The sequence below is a fragment of the Amycolatopsis acidicola genome (genome assembly GCF_007713735.2).
Lineage (GTDB): Bacteria > Actinomycetota > Actinomycetes > Mycobacteriales > Pseudonocardiaceae > Amycolatopsis_E > Amycolatopsis_E acidicola.
The window spans coordinates 115,370-135,331 of the sequence record NZ_VMNW02000015.1 but is presented as its reverse complement, the minus strand read 5'-3'; the positions used below and the strand labels follow the sequence as shown (position 1 = coordinate 135,331).

Here is a 19,962-nt window from a genome sequence, read left to right as displayed (position 1 = left end):
GGGGCGGGGGGGGGGAGGAGTAAGAGCCTCAGGACAGCACGGCTGTCCGGCGCCGTCAGAACTGGTAGTACAGGAACGGGCTGAAAGTCCCGTTCGCCACCAGGATCGCGGCGTAGGCGAGGCCCACGGTCATCACGCCGAGCCGGAGGCTCACGGCGGGCCTGCTGCGGGAGGACTCCAGCAGCGGCCCCGTCACCGGATGCGCCGGTAGCACGAAAACCACCAGCGCGGCCAGCAGGATCACCAGCCGCTGGTTGGTGAGCGCGGCCGAGACCACGTCGGTGAGGCCCGAGAAGTCAGGCAGGAACATGTGCCCGATCATCGGCAGCGCGTGTTCCATGTCCGACGCCTTGAAGAACACCCAGCCGAACACCACGAGTACCAGCGTGAGCAGCCGGCGGCCGAGCCGCGGCCACCGGGAGTCCGGCGTCCGGTCCCAGCGGAACGCGCGCTCGATGATCAGCAGCGCGCCGTGATAACAGCCCCACACCAGGAAAGTCCAGTTCGCGCCGTGCCAGAAACCGGTCAGCACGAACACGATGCACAGGTTGCGGTACGTCTTCGCCGCGCCGTGGCGGTTGCCGCCGAGTGGGATGTACACGTAGTCCCGGAACCAGCGCGAAAGGGACATGTGCCAGCGCCGCCAGAATTCCGTCACGGTCACCGACGAATACGGCCGAGCGAAGTTTTCCGGCAGCCGGAAACCGAGCATCCGGCCGAGCCCGATCGCCATATCGGAGTAGCCCGAGAAATCGAAGAACAGCTGCAGGGTGTACCCCACGGCGCCGAGCCAGGCCACGCCGAACGTCATTTCGTCCGGTGACGTCGAGAAGCACGCTTCGACCATCGGGTTGAGCGAGTCGGCGATGATGGTTTTCTTGCATAGCCCGAGCGCGAACCGCGGGAACCCGGCGGCGATGTCGTCCAGCCGGTGCGAACGCAGCTGCGGCAGCTGGTCGGCGATCTCCCGGTAGCGCACGATCGGCCCGGCCACCAGTTGCGGGAACATCGCGATATAGGTGATGAAGGAAACCGGGTTGCGCAGCGCCGGCCGTTCGCCGCGATAAATGTCCACCACGTACGAAATGTGGTGGAAGGTGAAGAACGAGATCCCGATCGGCAACGCCAGATGGGTCACCGGGAAATCGCCGCCGAAAAGCCGGGCGAAGTAGTCGAACTGCTGGGTCGCGAACCCGGCGTATTTCCAGATCACCAGTATCGCCACGTCGAAGACGATCACGCCGGTGACGAGCCTCCGCCGCCGCTTCGGCTTGAGCGCCCAGTCGTTCGGCTCCAACGCGGTGCCGACGACGAAGTTCACCACCATGCACGCGAGCAGCAGCAGCGTGAAAGCGCCCGCGCCACTGGCGTAGAAGATCAGGCTGCCGACGGCGATGATCCCGTTTCGCCAGGTCCGCGGCAGCACGAGCACGGCGAGCAGCAACGCCGGCAGGAAGTACCACAGGAACAGCGGCGAAACGAACGACATCAGTGTGCGAGCCCCCCATCAGGATCAGCCTGCTGACCTTAACCGACGGTGTTGCTCCTTCGGAGTGAATGTGGCGACCCCGCGACCCCCGCCACGTCCGTTGATTGGCTGTATGTACAGTCAACGCCCTGCGAAAGGAGATCAAATGGATCCGAACCAGGTCGCGGGCACCCTCGCCGAGCCGGGTGGCTTCGCCGCACTGATGACGGGAATGTTCAAGAGCGGCAAGGCGAAGAAGGCGCACGCAATCTACAGCGGCGCACAGCGCAAGGGCGTCCACCGAACGGCCGAACTGCGTTACGCCACCCACGAAGGCCTCGGCTACGCGATCATGGCGTTCAGCACGGACGGCGCACTCGACCACGACGTCCGCGACAGACTCGCCAGACAGGCGGAGAGATTCCCGCTCGGCACGATCCGCTACGAGAGCTGGTCATACTCGACGCTCGAACCCTGGGGCTGGCACCCGCGCTCGTACGACCCGTCCGACCACACCATCGACTCCATCGCCGATCCCTACGACGGCGTGATCGTCTACACCGCCGTGGTCGGCACCAAGGGCGCCGACCGGCCGCTGGCCATCCACGCGAACAAGGACGGCAAGGACTACATCTATCCCGTTCCCGGGAAGGCGCTGCGCGGCTGATGGCCTTCCTCAACGATCTGCGCGCCCAGGCCGGCGGCATGTACTGGGTGATCGTCATCGGCGTCCCGCTGGTGGTGCTGGTGTTCGTCGGCCAGCTCGTGTTCAAGGCGCGCGGCGCCGCGAAACGGGTCCGTCAGTTCGCTCGCTCCGGCAAGATCGTCACCTCCGCCGATCACCCCGTCGACGGCCCGCTCGCCTTCGCGCTCGCCTGCGGCGCGCACATGGCGGTCAACCAGGGCGTCGCGTGGAACGACCCCACCGGCTCCGGGCATGCCAAACTCGGCCTCCGCGCCGAACTCCAGAAGTCGTGGGGAGTCACCGGCAACGCGGACTGGCGGCAGACCATCGAGTCGCTGCTGAGCGAATCCGGCGACGAGGCCGACGCGGTGCTCGAAATCCGGCAGCGGGCCGACGACGCCGTGGAGTGGGAAAAGGCGATCCGCCAGGCGGCGTACGGTTCGCAGCTCGGCGAAACCGAGACGCAGCAACTGATCGCGGCCGCCGAGCGGATCACCCGCTACGAGGCGCGCTTCGCCAAGGACGGGATCCTCGCCGGTGGCGCCGTCGTCACCAGCACGCGCGCCTACGACTGGGGCCGCGCGGTCAACATGGCGCGCTGGGGATGGCGGGCGGGGTACTGCGAACGGGCCGAGGCGGAAAGCGCGATGCTGCGCGCCGCGGCCTTGTGCGCCAAGCACTATTCGTCGTGGGCGGATCTTTCCGCCGGCTACGGCCTCGGCCGGCTCCTGCGTTTCGACGACGACGAGTTCGCCGTCTGGTACTCGACGGTCCGTGAGCCCCACGAGGTGCTCACCACCGATCCGCAGAGCCCGTGGCGGACGTTGCCGTGGCAACGGGCAGCGGTCCAGTCGTGAGCTGGTTGGACAGTGTCGCCGAGCGCCGCTTCATGGTGGCGCTCGGCCTCGTCGGTCTCGTCGCCTCCGGCTACGTCCTCTACGCGGCGCGGCAGGCGTGGCGGAAGGCGGCCGGGCAGCGCGCCCGGAACCGGCCCAAGCCAACGCGACCGCGCTACTCCGGAGCGGGCGAGACCTGCGCGGCGCTGGGCGTCGGCGCATTGAAAGCCGTTGCCGCAAGGGAACCCGTCGACGTCCACGCCTACCGCTGTCCGGCGCGGTCGATCCGCGCACGGTTCCGCGAGGAGTTCGGCGGTGACGACGCCCGCGAGAACTATCCGCGCGCGGTGCGGGCGCTGCTCGGCTCGCAGGCGGAGGTCGTCGCCCCGGGGCTGCGGCTGGTGGAAGAGGCGTTGCGGCAACGAGTCCGGGTCGGCGGCGAGCTGTGGGCGCACGCGTTGGAGGAGTACGCGACCGCTCGCGGCCTCCCGTTCGCCGAACGGGAGACGCTGCTGTCGGTCGCCACACAGATCGCGAGCGCCGAGGACCGGATGCGGCTCGACGGGATCCTGCGCGAAGGCGACCGGATCCCGTCACTGCTGGCCCGCCATTGGGCCGAAGGCGTCGACCTCGTGCGAGCCGGACTGCGGACGCGCTGGCTTTCCGAGCACGAAGGCCGCGAATACCTCGACCGCGCGGGCGAACTCGCCGCGAAGTGGTACCAGGACTGGCCGACGCTCTTCGGCGCACTCCTGCTGCCCGCGTACCTAGCCGACGACGTCCGCGAAGCCGAATGGGGCGCCGCGGTCGGCCGTCAGCTGCTGACCGACGCGCGGAGCCCGCTGCGTGTGCCGCTAGGGCCTGTTTCAATGCGCTGATCGGCGATGTTGCGACCAAGCTGATCGAGAACACCGGAGACCTCGTGGCCAGCGTAGCGGCGACGGGGCGAGCTGACCTGACCGGCGCGCAGTGGGCGATCCTGGAGCCGCTTGTGCCCGTCGGGAAGAAGCCCGGCCGCCCACCGACATGGACTAAACGGCAGCTCCTCGACGGAATCCGCTGGCGGGTGCGTGTCGGTTCGCCGTGGCGTGACGTGCCACCTGCGTATGGCTGCTGGCAGACGGTTTATGGCTTGTTCCGGCGCTGGCAGCGTGCCGGGGTGTGGGCGGTGATCCTGGCCGCGTTGCAAATCCGGGCCGACGCCGAGGGACTGATCACCTGGGACGTCAGCGTCGACTCCACGAGATCGCCTGCACGATTCCCCAACCTGCCGATCAGATCCGGCATCGCCACAACCGCGGCCCCGCCGGCGGGCGGCCACCCACGTTCGACCCACACATCTACAAACAGCGGCACGCCGTCGAGTGCGGGATCAACCGCCTCAAACGCAACCGAAGCGTAGCCACACGCTTCGACAAACTCGCTACGAGGCAACAGTCCCCATCGCCGCCCATCAACGAATGGCTACACCAATGAAACAGGCCCTAGACGCGGCCGGCGCTGCGGCGGCGCCGCGCGACGTCGGCCAGTAGCACGGCGGCCGCGACCGAGGCGTTGAGCGACTCGACCCCGGCGGCCATCGGGATGGACACCGTGAGGTCGCAGGTTTCCCGCACCAGCCGGGACAGCCCGCGGCCCTCGGAGCCCAGCACGATCACCAGCGGATCGGTGGCCAGGTTCAGCCCGTCGATGTCGACCGTGCCGTCGGCGTCGAGGCCCGCGATCATCAGGCCCTTCGACGCCCAGGACTTGAGCTGCCGGGTCAGGTTCGTCGCCACGCCGATCGGCAGCTTCGCCGCCGTCCCGGCGCTCGTGCGCCACGCGACGGCGGTGATCCCCGCGCTGCGCCGCGCGGGCAGCAGCACGCCGTGCGCACCGAAAGCGGCGGCCGAGCGCACCACGGCGCCGAGGTTGCGCGGGTCGGTGACCCCGTCCAGCGCGACCAGCAGCGGCGGCTCACCCGAGTCACGCGCGGCCTGGAGCAGGTCGTCCGGGTGCGAGTACTCGAACGGCGGCACCTGCAGGCCGAGGCCCTGGTGCACGGCGCGGTTCGTCTTGCGGTCCAGCTCCTCGCGCGGGATTTCCAGGATCGAGATGCCCTTGTCCCCGGCGAGCCGGACGGCCTCGTTCACGCGGTCGTCGACGTCGATGTTCAGCGCCACGTACAGCGTGGTGCCGGGGACGCCGGCGCGCAGCGCCTCGACCACCGGGTTGCGCCCGGCGATGATCTCCGGGGCGTCGGCCTTCTTTTCCCTGGCGCGTTCGGCTTTCGCCGCCGCGGCGGCGCGGCGCTGGGCCGGGTGGCCGGGCCGCATCTCCGCGCGCGGCGTCGGGCCCTTGCCTTCCAGGCCCTTGCGGACCTGGCCGCCGGTGCCCTTGACGGCACCCTTCTTGGTACCGGGATTGCGGGTCGCACCCCGGCGTTTCGAGTTTCCAGCCATTGTTCCTATGCGTCCTTAACAGTCCACAAAGGACCATCCGGTGTGTCTTCGACCGCGATCCCGGCCTTGAGCAGCCTGTCCCGCACCGCGTCCGCGCGCGCGAAGTCCTTGGTGGCCCGTGCTTCCTGCCGTTCGGCGAGCATCCCGTCCACGAGGTCGGTGAGCGACTGGCGCGCCGGGGTCTCGGTGCTCGTGTTCTCGGCCCATTCCGGCGCCAGCGGATCCAGCCCCAGCACGCCCATCATCGCGCGCACCGAACCCGCCGCCGCCCGCGTCGCCTCGTCCTCGCTCGCGTCCAGCGCCGCGTTGCCCTCGCGGACCGCGTTGTGCACCGCGGCCACCGCCGCGGGCGTGGCCAGGTCGTCGTCCATCGCCGCGGAGAACTCCGGGGCGAGCTCGCCGGGTGCGATCACGCCGATGCGCCCCGCGGCCCGGCGCAGGAACTGCTCGATCCGGCGGTAGCCCTGCGCGGCCTCGGACAGCGCCCCGTCGGAGTACTCGATGGTGGACCGGTAGTGCGGCTGGATCAGGTAGTAGCGCAGCTCGGCAGGGCGGTAGTTCCGCAGCATCGCCTCGATCGACACCACGTTGCCCAGCGACTTGGACATCTTCTCGCCGGACAGCGTCACCCACGCGTTGTGCAGCCAGTACCGGGCGAACGGGTCACCCGCCGCCTGCGACTGGGCGCGCTCGTTCTCGTGGTGGGGGAAGACCAGGTCCACCCCGCCGCCGTGGATGTCGAACTCCGCGCCGAGGTAGTTCGTCGCCATCGCGGAGCATTCGAGATGCCAGCCCGGCCTGCCCGAACCCCACGGCGTGGGCCAAGCGGGCTCGCCCGGCTTGGCGCTCTTCCACAACGTGAAGTCGCGCGGATCGCGCTTGCCCTCGGCGACCGTCTCGCCCTGCTGCACCTCGTCGAGCTTCTGGCGCGACAGCGCGCCGTACTCGGGGAAGGTGCTGACCGCGAAGTACACGTCGCCGCCCGCGGCGTACGCGTGGCCGCCGTCGATGAGCCGCTGCATCAGCTCGACCATCTGCGTGACGTGCCCGGTGGCGCGCGGCGCGATGGACGGCGGCAGGCAGCCGAGCGTGGTGTACGCGTCCTCGAAGGAACGCTCGTGCTTGAACGCCCACTCCCACCACGGCCTGCCGTTGTCGGCGGCCTTGGTGAGGATCTTGTCGTCGATGTCGGTCACGTTGCGCACGAACAGCACGTCGAGTCCACTGTGGACGAGCCAGCGGCGCAGCACGTCGTAGTTCAGCGCGCCGCGGACGTGCCCGATGTGCGGAATGCCCTGGACGGTGGCCCCACACACGTACACGGACGCCGTTCCGCTACGGGCGGGATGGAACTCCCGCACGCTCCTGCTCGCGGTGTCGTAGAGGTGTAAGGCCACCCCGAAATGGTACGGGTCTCACCTGGCCGTGGCTTTACAGCACCCCGTGCTCCCGCACCGCGGTGAGCAGGCCGTCCGTCCGTTCCACCGTCGGCAGCGGGTCGACCAGCGCGAATGCGCAGCCCAGCGCCTTCGCCCCGCCGTCGGCCTCCTCGGCGTCGCCGACCATCAGCGTCTCCTCCGGTGCCGCGCCGAGGCGGTCGAGGAGGATCCGGAAGACGGCCGGATCGGGCTTGATCACGCCTTCTTCGAAGGACAGCACGAACGCGTCGACGAACTCGTCCAGCCCGCGCGCGGTGAACGCGGGGCGGATGTCGAAGGCGATGTTGCTCAGCACGCCGACCTTGACGCCCTTGCCGGCGAGGGTCTTCAGCACGGTCTCGGTGTCCGGGTACGGCGTCCACTCGGCGGGATCGATCAGCCGGTCGTACAGCGCATCGGCCTGCTCGGGGTGCAACCCGGACTTGCGCAGCACCTCGAGGTAGATCTTGCGGTGCAGGGCGGGATCGAGGTCCCGGTTGTCCCACGCGTACTGGTACTCGGGCTCCAGTTCGAAGAGCTGCCCGGACGGGGCGGTCATCCGCCGCATCAGCTCGGCCTGCTCCTCGATGTCGAGCGGGCGACCCGTTTCGTCGGTCAGATCGGCCAGCCAGGATTCGTCCTGTTCGAGCCGGAACAGCGTGCCGGAGAAGTCGAACATCACCGCCTGAATCGTCACAGTTCCAGGCTAACGGCGAAATGCCCGGTGAGGCAGCGGTTGTGACTCACTCGGCGGCGGCGAGCAACAAAGCGGTGGCCACCGCCGCCACTCCCTCACCGCGGCCGGTGAGGCCGAGCCCGTCGCTGGTGGTGCCGCTGACGCTGACCTGACCGCCCGCCGCCTTGCTCAGCACTTCCTGTGCTTCGTCGCGGCGTTTGCCGATGCGCGGCGCGTTCCCGATCACCTGCACCGAAGCGTTGCCCAGCCGCCAGCCCGCGGCTTCGACGCGGCGCCGCACTCCTTCGAGGAGGGTGGCGCCGTGCGCCCCGGCCCAGCGGGGATCGCCCGTGCCGAAGACGGCGCCGAGATCGCCGAGCCCTGCCGCCGTCAGCATCGCGTCGCACAACGCGTGCGCGGCCACGTCACCGTCGGAATGCCCCGCGCAGCCCGGAACGCCTTCCCAGAGCAGGCCGGCTATCCAGCATTCGCGGCCTTCTTCGACTGGATGGACGTCGACCCCGGTGCCGACCCTCACGCTCGCTCCTCGTTCAGTAGCGCCTCGGCGACCGCCACGTCGAACGGGGTGGTCAGCCGGATCGCCGCCGGGTGCCCGGCGACCGTTCGCACCGTACCGGGGAAATCCGCGAGCGGATCGACGCCGTCCGCGCAGGCTTTGCGCAGAACCTCAGGCGTGCAGCCGAAAGGGGTCTGCGCGGTGCGCAGCCCGGAGCGGTCTTCGGTGGCTTCGATCACGCCGTCGGCGTCGACCAGTTTGACCGTGTCGGTGACGGGTAGGACCGGGAGAACTGCTTCCGCCCCTTGCAGTACGGCGTCCGCCACCGCGCGCACCACCGTGGCGGGGACGAACGCCCGCGCGGCGTCGTGCAGCAGGATCACATCGCATTCGTCACCGTCGAGCGCGGCGACGGCGAGCCGGATGGATTCGGCTCGCTGAGAAGCCCCGGACAGCACCCGGCACCTGCCTTCGGTACCGGGTACCGCCCGGATCGTGCTTTCGGTTCTGCCGAGTTCCGCCGCCGGAACGATGACGACCGTTTCGCTCACACAGCCCGCTTCCAGCAGGCCACGCACCGCGTGTGCGAGCAACGGCGCACCGTGGACACGAACGGAATTGTCCCGCGCCGAAGCGAGGACGAGCGCGACGACCTTCATGCGTCGCGCTTCCGCGACGCCCGGTTGTGCGCCACCCGGACTAGACCGCTGCTGTTTCCAGAACCTCGTCGAGGAGCGTCTCCGCCTTGCCCTCGTCGGTGCCCTCCGCCAGGGCCAGTTCACTCACCAGGATCTGCCGAGCTTTGGCCAGCATCCGCTTCTCACCAGCGGAAAGGCCACGGTCCTTCTCTCGCCGCCAGAGGTCGCGCACCACTTCGGCCACCTTGTTCACATCGCCGGAGGCGAGCTTCTCGAGGTTGGCCTTGTACCGACGAGACCAGTTCGTGGGCTCTTCGGTGTGGGGAGCACGCAGCACGTCGAAAACGCGGTTCAGACCATCCTGCCCGACGACGTCCCGCACACCGACGATCTCGGCGTTGTCCGCGGGAACGCGAACCGTGAGATCCCCTTGCGCGACCTTGAGGACGAGGTATTGCTTCTCCTCGCCCTTGATCACACGGGTCTCGATGGCTTCGATGAGTGCGGCACCGTGGTGCGGGTAGACGACGGTCTCTCCGACCTTGAAAACCATGTGTCCTCTGCCCCTTTCGCTGCTTCCATGTTAGCACGCGGCGAGTGGGCCCACCTAGTGGGCCGAGATCGTCCTCGCAGGTCAGGGCCCATGCCCGGGCCGTGGCAGGGGTTGACAAATCCACTTGTGGCGTGCTCATGCAGGTGGTCCGCCGGTTGATCACGAATCCACTGTGGACGGTCCAGAGCGGGCAGTGGCACCGGGTTCCGCCGCGTTCCGGGGCCCCGGCTAGTCTGCGCAGTAGTAACGCGGGCTCTAGGAGGGACTGAAGACCGTGAGGCTGCAGAAACGTCGCGTGTTCACTTCGAGCGTGGTGGGCGTCGGTGCTGCCCTGGTGCTCGCCGGCTGCGGTGCCGGTCAGATCACGCAGACCGACACGATGCTGCCCGCGGTCAACGGCGCGCTCGCGTCGGCGGGCAAGATTTCGCTCCGCAACGCGGGCATCGCGAACCGCAACGACTGCGAGCAGGCCTACACGGCCGGTTCCACCGCGCCGCTCACGCTGACCATCGCGAACGCGGGCACGGCCGACGACGAGCTGGTCTCGGTCTCCTCGCCCAGTGCCGCCGGCGCGAACATCCAGGGCCAGAAGGCGATCGTCGCGGGCAGCACGCTCGTCGTCGGTGACGCGGACGCCGCCGAGTCGGCCGCGAGCAGCTCGTCGTCGGCACCCACGTCGGAGGCAGGCGCCGCCACCAACGCCCCGGCGAAGGTCGGGCACGCCACGGTCGAACTGCAGGGCCTCAACACCGTGATCTGGCCGGGCCAGCTGACCCCGGTCACCTTCGTCTTCCGCGACGCGGGCCCCGTCACCGTGCAGGTGCCGGTCGCCGCTCCCACGAAGGAGCTCAACTGCCAGCCGGCCCAGAGCGAACAGGCCGAAGCCGGTCACTGAGATTGTCGGTGGTTGGCGCTAACGTCGCCGACCGTGGGCAAGAAGGGGATCAGCTACCGCTGCGCGGAATGCGGGCACGAGGCCGCCAAATGGGTCGGCCGCTGTCCGGAATGCCAGGCGTGGGGCACGCTCGAAGAACGCGGTGACGCCCGCCCGGCGATAGCCAGGGTGGCCGCGGGCGCACCGAGCGCGCCGGCGAAACCGATCGCACAGGTCGATCTCGAAGCGGCGCGAGCGCGCGCGACGGGTGTCGACGAACTGGATCGGGTGCTGGGCGGCGGGCTCGTCCCCGGCGCTGTCGTGTTGCTCGCCGGGGAGCCGGGCGTCGGCAAATCCACGCTGCTGCTGGAGGTCGCCTACCAGTGGGCGGCCACGTCTTCGGCGCCCGCTTTGTATGTGACGGGCGAGGAATCGGCGGGCCAGGTGCGGCTGCGCGCCGAGCGCACGGGGAACCTGCACGACCAGATGTACCTTGCGGCGGAAAGCGATCTGGGCGCGATCCTGGGGCACGTGGACGCCGTGCGGCCGGGCGTGCTGATCGTCGACTCGGTGCAGACGATGGCTTCGCCGCAGGCAGAAGGAGCGCCCGGCGGCGTCACGCAGGTTCGTGCGGTCACGGCCGGGCTGGTCGCGCTGGCGAAGGAGCGCGGGCTGCCGATCGTGCTCGTCGGGCACGTGACGAAGGACGGGTCGGTGGCCGGGCCGCGCGTGCTGGAGCACCTGGTCGACGTGGTCCTCCAGTTCGAGGGCGACAGGCATTCCACGCTGCGGCTCGTGCGCGGCGTGAAGAACCGCTTCGGGCCGGCGGACGAGATCGGCTGTTTCGAACTGAACGACGACGGGATAGCCGGAGTGCCGGACCCGTCGGGGATCTTCCTGAACCGGCACACCGAAGCCGTACCGGGCACGGCGATCACCGTGACGGTGGAGGGCAAGCGCCCGTTGCTGTGCGAAGTGCAGGCGCTGGTGTCGAAGAGCAGCCTGCCGCAGCCGCGCCGCGCGGTGAGCGGGCTCGACTCCGCGCGGGTGGGGATGGTGCTGGCGGTGTTGGAGAAGCGCGGCGGCGTCGCCTTCGGCACGCAGGACGTCTACGCGGCGACGGTCGGTGGGATGAAGGTGACCGAGCCCGCCGTGGATCTTGCGGTGGTGCTGGCCATCGCGTCCTCGCTGAACGACGTGGCGTTGTCACCGAGGCTGGTGGCGCTGGGCGAAGTCGGGCTGGCCGGGGAGATCCGCCGCGTTACCGGCGTCGGCAGGCGGCTCGCGGAGGCCGTGCGGCTCGGCTTCACGCACGCGATCGTCCCGCCCGACCCGGGAAAGCTGCCGGACGGGATCCGCGTGCTGGAGGTGGCGAACGTGGCGGAGGCGCTGAACGCGGCCAACCACGCCTGAGGGGTCAGCGCGGTTTCGGGCCGGGGAAGTGCGGGGCACCCACTCTTCCCCGGCCTGCCGAACTACTGTGCCGCGAGCAGCTTCGCGCAGCGGATGAGGCCGATGTGCGAGTACGCCTGCGGGTGGTTGCCCAGCGAGCGCTCCGCGATCGGGTCGTACTGTTCCGGCAGCAGGCCGGTGGGGCCGGCGGCGTCCACCATCTGCTCGAACAGCTCCTCGGCCTCCGTGCGGCGGCCGGTGAGCAGGTACGCCTCGATCAGCCAGGCCGCGCACAGGTGGAACCCGCCCTCGCCGCCGGGGAGGCCGTCGTCGCGGCGGTAGCGGTACACGGTCGAACCGCTGCGCAGCTCGGCCTCGATCGCGGTCACCGTGGCCTGGAAACGCTCGTCGGACGGGTCCAGCAGCCCGGACAACCCGACGAACAGCGAAGCCGCGTCCAGGTCCGTGCCGTCGTAGGCGGTGGTGAACGCCTGGACCTCGTCGTTCCACCCGTTGGTCAGCACGTCGTTCGCGATCTCGTCGCGCAGCTCGTGCCAGCCGACCGGGATCTCGCGCTCGTAGATCTCGCCGAGCTTGATCGCGCGGTCGATGGTCACCCAGCACATGACCCGCGAGTACACCCGGTGCCGCGGCACATGCCGCTCCTCCCAGATGCCGTGGTCGGCCTCGGACCAGCGCCGCGTCACGGCTTCGGCCATCGCGCGCACCATCTGCCAGTCCTGGTCGCGCAGCCCGCCGCGTGCTTCCGCCAGCGCGCACACCAGCTCGACGACCGGGCCGAACACGTCCAGCTGCACCTGGTGGTTCGCCAGGTTGCCGACGCGCACCGGGCGCGAACCCGCGTAGCCGGGCAGGGTGTCGATCACCGCTTCGGCACCGAGCGTGGTGCCGGCGAGCGTGTACAGCGGGTGCAGCCGCTCCGGGCCCGCGAGCGTGGAAAGCACGCCGTGGAGCCAATCCAGGTACCCGTCGGCCTCGCTCAGCGAGCCGAGGCCGACCAGTTCGCGCACCGTCATCGACGCGTCGCGGACCCAGCAGTAGCGGTAGTCCCAGTTGCGCACGCCGCCGATCTCCTCGGGCAGCGAGGACGTGGCGGCCGCGAGCACGCCACCGGTGTCGGCGTTGCAAAGGCCGCGCAGGGTCAGCGCCGAGCGGGCCACCAGCTCCGACTCGACGCCCGGCAGCTTCAGCGCCGTGGCCCAATCGCTCCAGTACTTGCCCGCGCGCTCCCTGCGGTCCACTTCGGACAGTTCGTGCGCGGTCAGATCCGTTGTGCCACAACGGAGTTCGAGCAGGATCGGCTCTTCGGGCGTCGGCTGGACGACCGCGGTCGCGCTGTCGTGCAGGCCGTCGTTGGTGATTTCCCAGCGCACTCCCGGCGAGCGCAGCACGATCGGCTCCGATGTGCCGACCACGCGCAGCCCGTCATCCTCCTGCTCCAGGCTGACCGGCACCGCGCCGAACTCGGGCCGCGGGGCGAAGGTGACGGTGGCCGGGGCCGAGCCGGAGATCACGCGCACGAGGTCGGTGCGGTGCGCCGGGCCGTCGGGTTCGAGGTAGTCCGTGACCAGCAGCCGGGACCAGCGGGTTTCCACCGTCATGGTGTTCGGCAGGTAGCGCTGACCGAGCGGCAACCCTTGGCGCTGCGCGGAATCCGTGCCGCCGGGCTTGATCGAGAAGTGCCCGGCGCCCGTGCCGCCGAGCAGGTCGGCGAAGACGGCGGGCGCGTCCGGGCCGGGGTGGCACAGCCAGGTGAGGCGGGCGTCGGGAGTGAGCAGCGCGACCGAACGTTCGTTGGCCAGCAAGGACATCCGCTCGATCGGGGTGGCCTGCTCGCCGTAGAGCCAGTTGCGCCGCTCTTCGAGCATGAACGCCAGCACCATCGCGACTTCTTCGGCGCCGCTGATGCAGTACGCGGCCAGCGTTTCGCCTTCGCCGACCTTGACCCCGAGGTCGGGACCGGACAGCCGGGCGAACGCCTTCTCGTCGGTCACGTCGTCACCGAGGAAGATGGCCGCGGTGGCGCCGACCTGGTGCCGCAGCGTGTCCAGCGCGCGGCCCTTGTCGGTCTGGACCACCGCGAGCTCGACGACCTCCTTGCCGTCGGTGGTGGTCACGCCGTCCCAGCCGCAAGGTCCATTGTGGACTGCTTCGAGTACGCGTGCGGCGGCTTCCCGCTCCGCGCGGCGGACGTGCACGGCGATGCTCGCGGGCTTGACCTCCAGCTGCACCCCCGGCGTGCCCTGGGTCAGCTGCTCCAGCTCGCTCTCCAGCCTGCGGTGCAGCTCGCGCGCGTCCGCGTCGAGGGCGTGCACGAAACCGATGTCGAACTCGGACCCGTGGCTGCCGACGAGATGCACCTCGTGCGGCAGCCGGGACAGCGTCGCCAGGTCTCTCAGCGCGCGGCCGGAGATCACCGCGGTGGTCGTTTCGTGCAGACCGGCCAGCGAACGCAGCGCACCCACCGACTCGGGCAGCGGGCGCGCCTCGTCCGGGTTCGTCACGATCGGCGCCAGTGTCCCGTCGTAGTCGCACGCGACCAGTAGTCGCGGCGTGCGGGCGATCTGGACGATCGCACGGCGCAGCTCGGCGGGCAGGGACTCGGCGGTCACCACTCCTCCTTAAGGAGCTCAAGCATCAATGTCGACAAGACGGGCGACTCAGGCAGCCGGTTCGGAACCAAGCGCTTCCAGGAACGACCGTGCCCACCGATCCACGTCGTGGGTGAGGACCTGACGACGAAGCGCGCGCATCCGGCGTCTGCCCTCGGCAGGGTCGAGGGTAATGGCCGCTTCCAACGCGTTCTTAACCCCGTCCAGATCGTGCGGATTGACCAGAAAAGCACTGGTCAGCTCGGCGGCCGCGCCCGCGAACTCGGACAGCACGAGCGAACCGCCCAGATCGTGACGGCACGCCACGTACTCCTTGCAGACCAAGTTCATCCCATCGCGCAACGGCGTCACGACCATCACGTCCGCGGCCGAGTAGAAGGCCGCGAGCTCGGTCCGGCTCACCGATTGGTGGAGATAATGCACCACGGGGTGACCGACCCTGGCGAACTCCCCGTTGATCCGGCCGACCATCTGCTCGATCTCGCTGCGCATCCGCTGGTAGTGCTCGACCCGCTCCCGGCTCGGCGTGGCCAGCTGGACGAACGTGACGTCCTCCGGCTGCACGCGGCCCTCGTGCAGCAGCTCGTGCAGCGCCTGCAGCCGGAGGTCGATGCCCTTGGTGTAGTCGAGGCGGTCGACCCCGAGCAGCACCGTCTTCGGATTGCCGAGGTCGCGCCGGACCTGCGCGGCCCGTTCGATCACGTCCTTGCCGCGGGCCAGCGAGTCGAGCCCGGCCGCGTCGATCGAGATCGGGAAGGCGCCGACGCGCACCGTCCGGTTGCCGACCTGCATCATGCCCGGCCGGGACCGGACGCCGACCGCGCCGCGGCTGGGCTCGAGGCCGACCAGGGTGCGGGCCAGCCAGAGGAAGTTCTGCGCGCCGCCGGGCCGGTGGAAGCCGACCAGGTCGGCGCCGATCAGCCCGCGCACGATCTCGGCCCGCCACGGCAGCTGCATGAACAGCTCCACCGGCGGGAACGGGATGTGCAGGAAGAAGCCGATGCGCAGGTCGGGGCGCAGTTCGCGGAGCATGCTCGGCACCAGCTGGAGCTGGTAGTCCTGCACCCAGACCGTGGCGCCGTCGGCCGCGACCTTCGCGCTCGCCTCGGCGAAGCGGCGGTTGACCTTGACATAGCTCTCCCACCAGCTCCGGTCGAACACCGGCCGTTCCACGACGTCGTGGTAGAGCGGCCAGAGCGTGGCGTTGGAGAAGCCCTCGTAGTAGTCGCGGACGTCCTCCGCGGTCAGCGTGACCGGGTACAGGACCATGCCCTCGTCGCTGAACGGGTCGACGTCCACGCCGGGTACACCGGGCCAGCCCACCCAGGCGCCTTTGCGTGAGCGGAGGAACGGCTCCAGCGCGGACACCAGGCCGCCGGGGCTGGCCGTCCACCGCTGGGTGCCGTCGGACCCCCGGTCCAGGTCGACCGGCAGGCGGTTCGCGACCACGACGAAATCCGCCGAGGCCTGCCCGATCTCTGACTCACTCACGCTAGCTGCTCCTTGCCCATTTCGAGCGCGGCACCCAGAACACTATCTCGTTCCGGGCGCGGCAAGTTGACCGCGAGGGTGGCTTGGCCGGCTACTCCAGACGTCCCTCCGAAGGCCTGAGCGGGCCCGCCATCCGCGGCCCCGCGAGCTTCCGTTCGAGCCTGCCGAGCCCGGTGCGGACCGGCTGGGCGAGGTATTCGCCGAGTACCACGCCGGCGGCCAGTGCAAGCCCGATCGTGACCGCCTGCATAAGGGTGGATATGTTCCCTCCGCCTTGGGTGGCCAGCTCGTACAGGCCACGGTACGTGGACAGACCGGGCAACAGGGGCGTGATGCCGGACACGGCCACCACCAGCGGGGTCACCTTCAACCGCCGGGACAGCACGCCGCCGCAGAACCCGACGAGCGTCGCCGCGACCGCCGACGACGTGATCTGGTCGAACTTGAGGAGCAGCAGCCCGCCGTACACACCGGCGCCGATCGCGCCCGCGGCCGCGGCGACCAGCAGCGAGCGGAGCATGGAGTAGCTGCCGAGCGCGAAGCAAGCGGCTGTGCCGGCACCCGCGACGATCATGACCGGCAGCGCCAGCGCGGTCTGCGTGGGTAGTTCGGGCTCGACCACCACGAAATGTCTCGCCTTGGCGATGCTCAGTGCGAGCGCCACCCCGGTGATCAGCCCGGCCGACATCAACGCGGTCTCCATCGTGCGGCCCGCGGCCGTGACGTTGTAACCGGTGATGGCGTCCTGCACCGCGGAGACCGTGGACAGCCCGGACAGCAACACTGTGATGGCCGCGGCCGCGACCAGCGTGGAGAAGCGGGTGGGCACCAGCCCGGTCTCCACGATGAGGGTGGCCAGCCCGGTGGCGACAAGCCCGCCGACGGCCTGCTGGAAGAAGAACGGCAGCGCGTACTTGTTCAGCAGCCTGCCCAGCCGGTCGATCAGCGACGAGATCACCAGCGCGCCGAGCGCGATGGGGACCGTGCCGCCGAGGAGCAGGGTGATGAAGAAGGCCATCCCGCCCCAGGACAGCGTCGCGACCCAGCGCGGGTACGGGTGCCGGGCGGTGGTGATCTTGTGCAGTTCGGTGTACGCCTCTTCGGCGCCGACGTTGCCGCGGGTGATCTGGTTGACGAGGATCTCGGTCTGCGACAGCCGGGTGTAGTCGAGGCTGCGGGAGCGCACCACGCGCAGCGCGCTCACCGGGGCCATGCCGGTGCCGCGGTGGCAGGTGACCGTGATCGACGTGAAGATCACGTCGACCTCGCAGTGCGGCAGCCCGAGCGCCGACGTCAGCGCGATGATCGTCGCCGTCACGTCGGAAGCGCCCGCCCCGCTTGCCATCTGGACTTCACCGATGCGCAGGGCCAGGTCGAGCACGAAGTTGACGGTGGCGTCGTCGGGCAGCGCGGGCCCGTGCTCGGCGCCGAAGTCCGGGGCAGGGAACTCCCCGGTCGGCGCCTCCAGGATGTGCCACGCACGCCGCCGCGGCTCGTTCGATTTTCGCCGCCGGTGGGTTGTTTCGACGTTCTGATCCTGGGGCGCCTCCAGGATGTGCCAGCCGCGCCGCCGGGTCACCGGGCCCCGGGCGCGCTGGTTGCTCTTCATGGGACCTCCACTTCCTCACGAGGGATCCGAAGCCGGCTTGTCACGGTCTCCCCGGTGAGCATCGCCACGCCCCCGCCCGCCGTTGCAAGGAAGCAACCGTGGCGTGCGCCACCATGACGATCATCCACGAAACCGCCGGTGGTGGCAGCAGTCGCGCGCCGGGCGGCCGATATGATGAGCGCGCGACCGAGGCCCCGCGCCGGGGCAGGCGGAAGCAGGCCGACTTAGCTCAGTTGGTAGAGCAGCTGTCTTGTAAACAGCAGGTCAGGGGTTCGAGTCCCCTAGTCGGCTCACTGGAAATCGTGGTTGAGCTGCACGTTGTTTCCGTCGCGTGTGGCCGCTTCGGAGCCGGTGATGGATCACGTGAAGCCCGCCGATCGCGCCACGCCACCGCTTTCATCCCGGCGTTACCGGCTGCGGTGGGAACACGCAGCCGGGCGGGATTCGCGTCGGAGTAGCGCTGGGTCAGTTCGGCAAGTTGCGCGGCCACCGCGGTCCAGGTCCGTCGGGTGGCGCTGGACATCGAGGCGGCCGACATCACGGCGGACGAAGTGGATCACCGCATCGCGGTCGGTGGGGCGTAGCGGTTGCCGATGGAGTTGCACGGCGACGTTCAGGGCCCGGGCGGCGCTCAGCCCCATCAGCGCGCCAACCTTTGCCAAGCGGGCGAAGGCCGCTTCGAGGCGGTGAATCTCGACGAGTTCCTGGCGGCGGCGGAAAGCGTCACGATCCGGGTAGTGGCCCGGTCACGAGGAGGTGCCATGACCAGTCGCATCCCGGCATGTACGCCCGCGCGGCTCGCGGCGAGGGCGGCGGAGCGGCCTGGCGAAGTGGCTTTGGAAGTGGTCGGCGCCGGGCGGTTGACCTTCCGTGAATGGGACGAGCGCTCCTCCGCGGCGGCCCGTGGCCTGGTCGCCGGGGGTATCCGGCCCGGTGACCGCGTCGTCGTCTGGGGCGACAACGCCGACCTGCTCGACTACGCGGTCTCGTACCTCGCGGTGCACAAGGCCGGCGCCGTGGCCGTGCCGGTGCAGCGGCGGTCGGGCCAGAACCACCTGCGTCAGGTGTGCGAGAAGTCCGGCGCTGTCGTGATCCTGGGTGTGGTGCCCGACGCCGATCTGCCGGTGCGCGGCGTCCCGGTGCGGACGCTGGAGGTCGGGCAGTCGACCCAGCCTCTCCCGCTCCGGGCGTGCCCGCGGGACGACGCCGAGATCCTCTTCACCGCCGGCACCACGGGTGTGCCGAAAGGCGTGGTCGCGTCACATGAGTGCGTCCTGTGCACCCACGAACCCGTTGCCACCGCCCGAGAACCGCACGTGGTGCTGCACGCGCTGCAACCCGCTTCCCTTGCCGGACAAGGACTGTTGCTGCAGCCGCTCGACGGCGTCCCGCACCGGGTGATCGCGCTACCGGCCTACGACGACCGGGGTTTCGGCGCCGCGATCGAGTACTACCGGCCGACCCACGTCGTGCTGGTACCCGCGCAAGCTTCGTCCCTTGTGGACAGTGTCGTCGACACTCCCTCGGTGCGGGTGGTACGAACGATCAGCGCCCCGATCGCACCCGCCACGCTGGCGGGCCTCGCCGCCCTTTTCCCCGGCGCGGCCACGATCAACATGTACACCAGCACCGAAGCCTTCCCGGCCCGCGTGAAGATCACCTTCGACCCCGTCCGCCCCGCGTCGGTCGGGCGTTCCGTGCACGTCCGCGTGGTGGACGACGCCGGAACCCCGTTGGCGCCCAACGAACCGGGCAACATCGAACTGCGCGCACCGCACGCCCCACGGCGCCGCTACCTCGACGCCGACGCGTCCGTGTTCCGGCCGGACGGGTGGGTGCGCACGGGCGACCTCGGTTTCCTGGACGCCCGCGGCTTCCTGTTCCTCCTCGACCGCCACCAGGATCTGGTGATCTCCGGCGGGCTCAACATCTCGACGATCGAGGTCGAAACCGTGCTGCAGGAGTTCCCCGGCATCCGGGAGGCCGCCGCGTTCGCCCTGCCGGACCCGGCGCTGGGCGAGTACGTGGCGGCCGCGATCGTCACCGGCCCGGTGTTCGACCAGGCCGGGTTGAGCGAGTTCCTGCTGGACAGGCTCGGCCCGGCGCGGTTGCCGAAACGGCTGTTGTACGCGAAAGCCTTGCCCCGTAACGAACTCGGCAAAGTGCTCAAGCGTCAGCTGCGCGACGAAGCGGCACGGCGGCTGGGCGTGCGGGGCTTCGTGCTGAAGGAAAAACCGTGGCCTCCCAACGGCCTCAAGCGATCCGCCTGAACGGCCGTATCCGCGTTACGCCGTTCAGGGGCGTGAGTCGACGATCGTGAAGACCTGGTCAAGTCCGGTGAGCTTGATGGGATTCAGCACGGCGCGCGTGGTGCACACGAGGCGGAGCTTCTGGTCGGCGTTGTGACACTGGCTAGCCACCTCGACCAAAGCCGCCAGCCCGGCGGAATCGAGGAACGTGACCGCGGTCAGATCGAGGTAGACATCGGCGTGCTTGCCGTTTTCCCGTGCGTCCGCGACGGTTTCCTTGAACCTCGCCGCGGTGCTGGCGTCCACTTCGCCGTCTGCCACGACCACAACGGATTCCGGCGTGTGTGCACACTCCACCGTGAGCCCCACGGTCGCTCCTGTTCCTCAGTTTTGCCTAACAGGAAAGAGGTTAACGGTTCACCGGCGGTGGAGTCCTGCTTGCGTCCCGGCCGGTGACGTGCTTGTGGCCGCTGACGTTGGCG

17 protein-coding genes, 1 tRNA gene and 1 pseudogene are annotated in these 19,962 nt (G+C 69.7%); 8 read left to right on the top strand and 11 right to left on the bottom strand.

What is annotated here, in order from left to right; all coding sequences use genetic code 11:
• Window positions 1–55 precede the first annotated feature (55 nt).
• On the bottom strand, window positions 56–1,489 hold the full coding sequence (locus tag FPZ12_RS13645) for an MBOAT family O-acyltransferase (protein WP_144750168.1): 1,434 nt from the start codon (window positions 1,487–1,489) through the stop codon (window positions 56–58).
• A 145-nt stretch (window positions 1,490–1,634) separates the two neighbouring features.
• On the opposite strand from FPZ12_RS13645, the gene FPZ12_RS13640 reads away from it, so the two are divergent.
• The 4 genes and pseudogenes from FPZ12_RS13640 (at window position 1,635) to FPZ12_RS13625 (ending at window position 4,465) form a co-directional block, all read left to right on the top strand.
• A complete protein-coding gene (locus tag FPZ12_RS13640; RefSeq protein WP_144750170.1) occupies window positions 1,635–2,135 on the top strand; it encodes a hypothetical protein in 501 nt (166 codons plus the stop codon).
• On the top strand, window positions 2,135–3,010 hold the full coding sequence (locus tag FPZ12_RS13635) for a DUF1266 domain-containing protein (protein WP_144750172.1): 876 nt from the start codon (window positions 2,135–2,137) through the stop codon (window positions 3,008–3,010). The genes FPZ12_RS13640 and FPZ12_RS13635 overlap by 1 nt, the downstream gene beginning before the upstream one ends.
• Window positions 3,007–3,867 carry a DUF1266 domain-containing protein gene (locus tag FPZ12_RS13630; protein ID WP_144750174.1) on the top strand — a complete coding sequence of 287 codons (861 nt, stop codon included), beginning with the start codon at window positions 3,007–3,009 and terminating at the stop codon, window positions 3,865–3,867. The genes FPZ12_RS13635 and FPZ12_RS13630 overlap by 4 nt, the downstream gene beginning before the upstream one ends.
• Before the next feature lie 44 nt (window positions 3,868–3,911).
• A pseudogene (locus FPZ12_RS13625) lies at window positions 3,912–4,465 on the top strand (transposase).
• A gap of 8 nt (window positions 4,466–4,473) precedes the next feature.
• Here the strand turns inward: FPZ12_RS13625 and rlmB are convergent.
• The 6 genes from rlmB to FPZ12_RS13595 are packed head-to-tail and all read right to left on the bottom strand — an operon-like array spanning window position 4,474 to window position 9,232.
• On the bottom strand, window positions 4,474–5,430 hold the full coding sequence (rlmB, locus tag FPZ12_RS13620; RefSeq protein WP_144750176.1) for a 23S rRNA (guanosine(2251)-2'-O)-methyltransferase RlmB: 957 nt from the start codon (window positions 5,428–5,430) through the stop codon (window positions 4,474–4,476).
• A 5-nt stretch (window positions 5,431–5,435) separates the two neighbouring features.
• Window positions 5,436–6,827 (bottom strand): cysteine--tRNA ligase, encoded by a 1,392-nt coding sequence (cysS, locus tag FPZ12_RS13615; RefSeq protein ID WP_144750178.1) that lies wholly within the window; start codon window positions 6,825–6,827, stop codon window positions 5,436–5,438.
• Window positions 6,828–6,861: 34 nt separating this feature from the next.
• Complete coding sequence (locus FPZ12_RS13610) at window positions 6,862–7,545, bottom strand: HAD family hydrolase (protein ID WP_144750180.1); 684 nt, start codon at window positions 7,543–7,545, stop codon at window positions 6,862–6,864.
• 46 nt (window positions 7,546–7,591) lie between these two features.
• Window positions 7,592–8,062: a 2-C-methyl-D-erythritol 2,4-cyclodiphosphate synthase gene (gene ispF / locus FPZ12_RS13605; RefSeq protein ID WP_144750182.1), complete on the bottom strand. Its 471-nt coding sequence runs from the start codon at window positions 8,060–8,062 to the stop codon at window positions 7,592–7,594.
• Window positions 8,059–8,700 carry an IspD/TarI family cytidylyltransferase gene (locus FPZ12_RS13600; RefSeq protein ID WP_144750184.1) on the bottom strand — a complete coding sequence of 214 codons (642 nt, stop codon included), beginning with the start codon at window positions 8,698–8,700 and terminating at the stop codon, window positions 8,059–8,061. Before FPZ12_RS13600 ends, ispF begins: the two co-directional genes overlap by 4 nt.
• 40 nt (window positions 8,701–8,740) lie before the next feature.
• The gene (locus tag FPZ12_RS13595) at window positions 8,741–9,232 is read right to left on the bottom strand and encodes a CarD family transcriptional regulator (protein WP_020417039.1); all 492 of its coding nucleotides are present in this window, start codon (window positions 9,230–9,232) and stop codon (window positions 8,741–8,743) included.
• A 274-nt stretch (window positions 9,233–9,506) separates the two neighbouring features.
• On the opposite strand from FPZ12_RS13595, the gene FPZ12_RS13590 reads away from it, so the two are divergent.
• On the top strand, window positions 9,507–10,127 hold the full coding sequence (locus FPZ12_RS13590; RefSeq protein ID WP_166462723.1) for a copper chaperone PCu(A)C domain-containing protein: 621 nt from the start codon (window positions 9,507–9,509) through the stop codon (window positions 10,125–10,127).
• A gap of 33 nt (window positions 10,128–10,160) precedes the next feature.
• Entirely contained in the window at window positions 10,161–11,519 is a 1,359-nt protein-coding gene (radA, locus tag FPZ12_RS13585; RefSeq protein ID WP_144750186.1) for a DNA repair protein RadA, read from the top strand.
• Window positions 11,520–11,581: 62 nt separating this feature from the next.
• On the opposite strand, the gene otsB is transcribed toward radA, so the two are convergent.
• From otsB to FPZ12_RS13570, 3 genes are all read right to left on the bottom strand, one after another.
• The gene (otsB, locus tag FPZ12_RS13580; RefSeq protein ID WP_166462722.1) at window positions 11,582–14,131 is read right to left on the bottom strand and encodes a trehalose-phosphatase; all 2,550 of its coding nucleotides are present in this window, start codon (window positions 14,129–14,131) and stop codon (window positions 11,582–11,584) included.
• Window positions 14,132–14,179: 48 nt separating this feature from the next.
• A complete protein-coding gene (locus FPZ12_RS13575) occupies window positions 14,180–15,622 on the bottom strand; it encodes an alpha,alpha-trehalose-phosphate synthase (UDP-forming) (RefSeq protein WP_144750190.1) in 1,443 nt (480 codons plus the stop codon).
• A 91-nt stretch (window positions 15,623–15,713) separates the two neighbouring features.
• The gene (locus FPZ12_RS13570) at window positions 15,714–17,231 is read right to left on the bottom strand and encodes a threonine/serine exporter family protein (RefSeq protein WP_144750192.1); all 1,518 of its coding nucleotides are present in this window, start codon (window positions 17,229–17,231) and stop codon (window positions 15,714–15,716) included.
• 218 nt (window positions 17,232–17,449) lie between these two features.
• Here FPZ12_RS13570 and FPZ12_RS13565 point away from each other — a divergent pair.
• Both FPZ12_RS13565 and FPZ12_RS13555 read left to right on the top strand, forming a co-directional pair.
• Window positions 17,450–17,522, top strand: a tRNA-Thr gene (locus FPZ12_RS13565).
• Window positions 17,523–17,992: 470 nt separating this feature from the next.
• Window positions 17,993–19,501, top strand: coding sequence for a class I adenylate-forming enzyme family protein (locus tag FPZ12_RS13555; protein WP_166462721.1), 1,509 nt, complete (start codon window positions 17,993–17,995; stop codon window positions 19,499–19,501).
• Window positions 19,502–19,525: 24 nt separating this feature from the next.
• Here the strand turns inward: FPZ12_RS13555 and FPZ12_RS13550 are convergent, their stop codons facing one another.
• On the bottom strand, window positions 19,526–19,837 hold the full coding sequence (locus FPZ12_RS13550) for an STAS domain-containing protein (RefSeq protein ID WP_279537801.1): 312 nt from the start codon (window positions 19,835–19,837) through the stop codon (window positions 19,526–19,528).
• Between the last annotated feature and the right edge of the window lie 125 nt (window positions 19,838–19,962).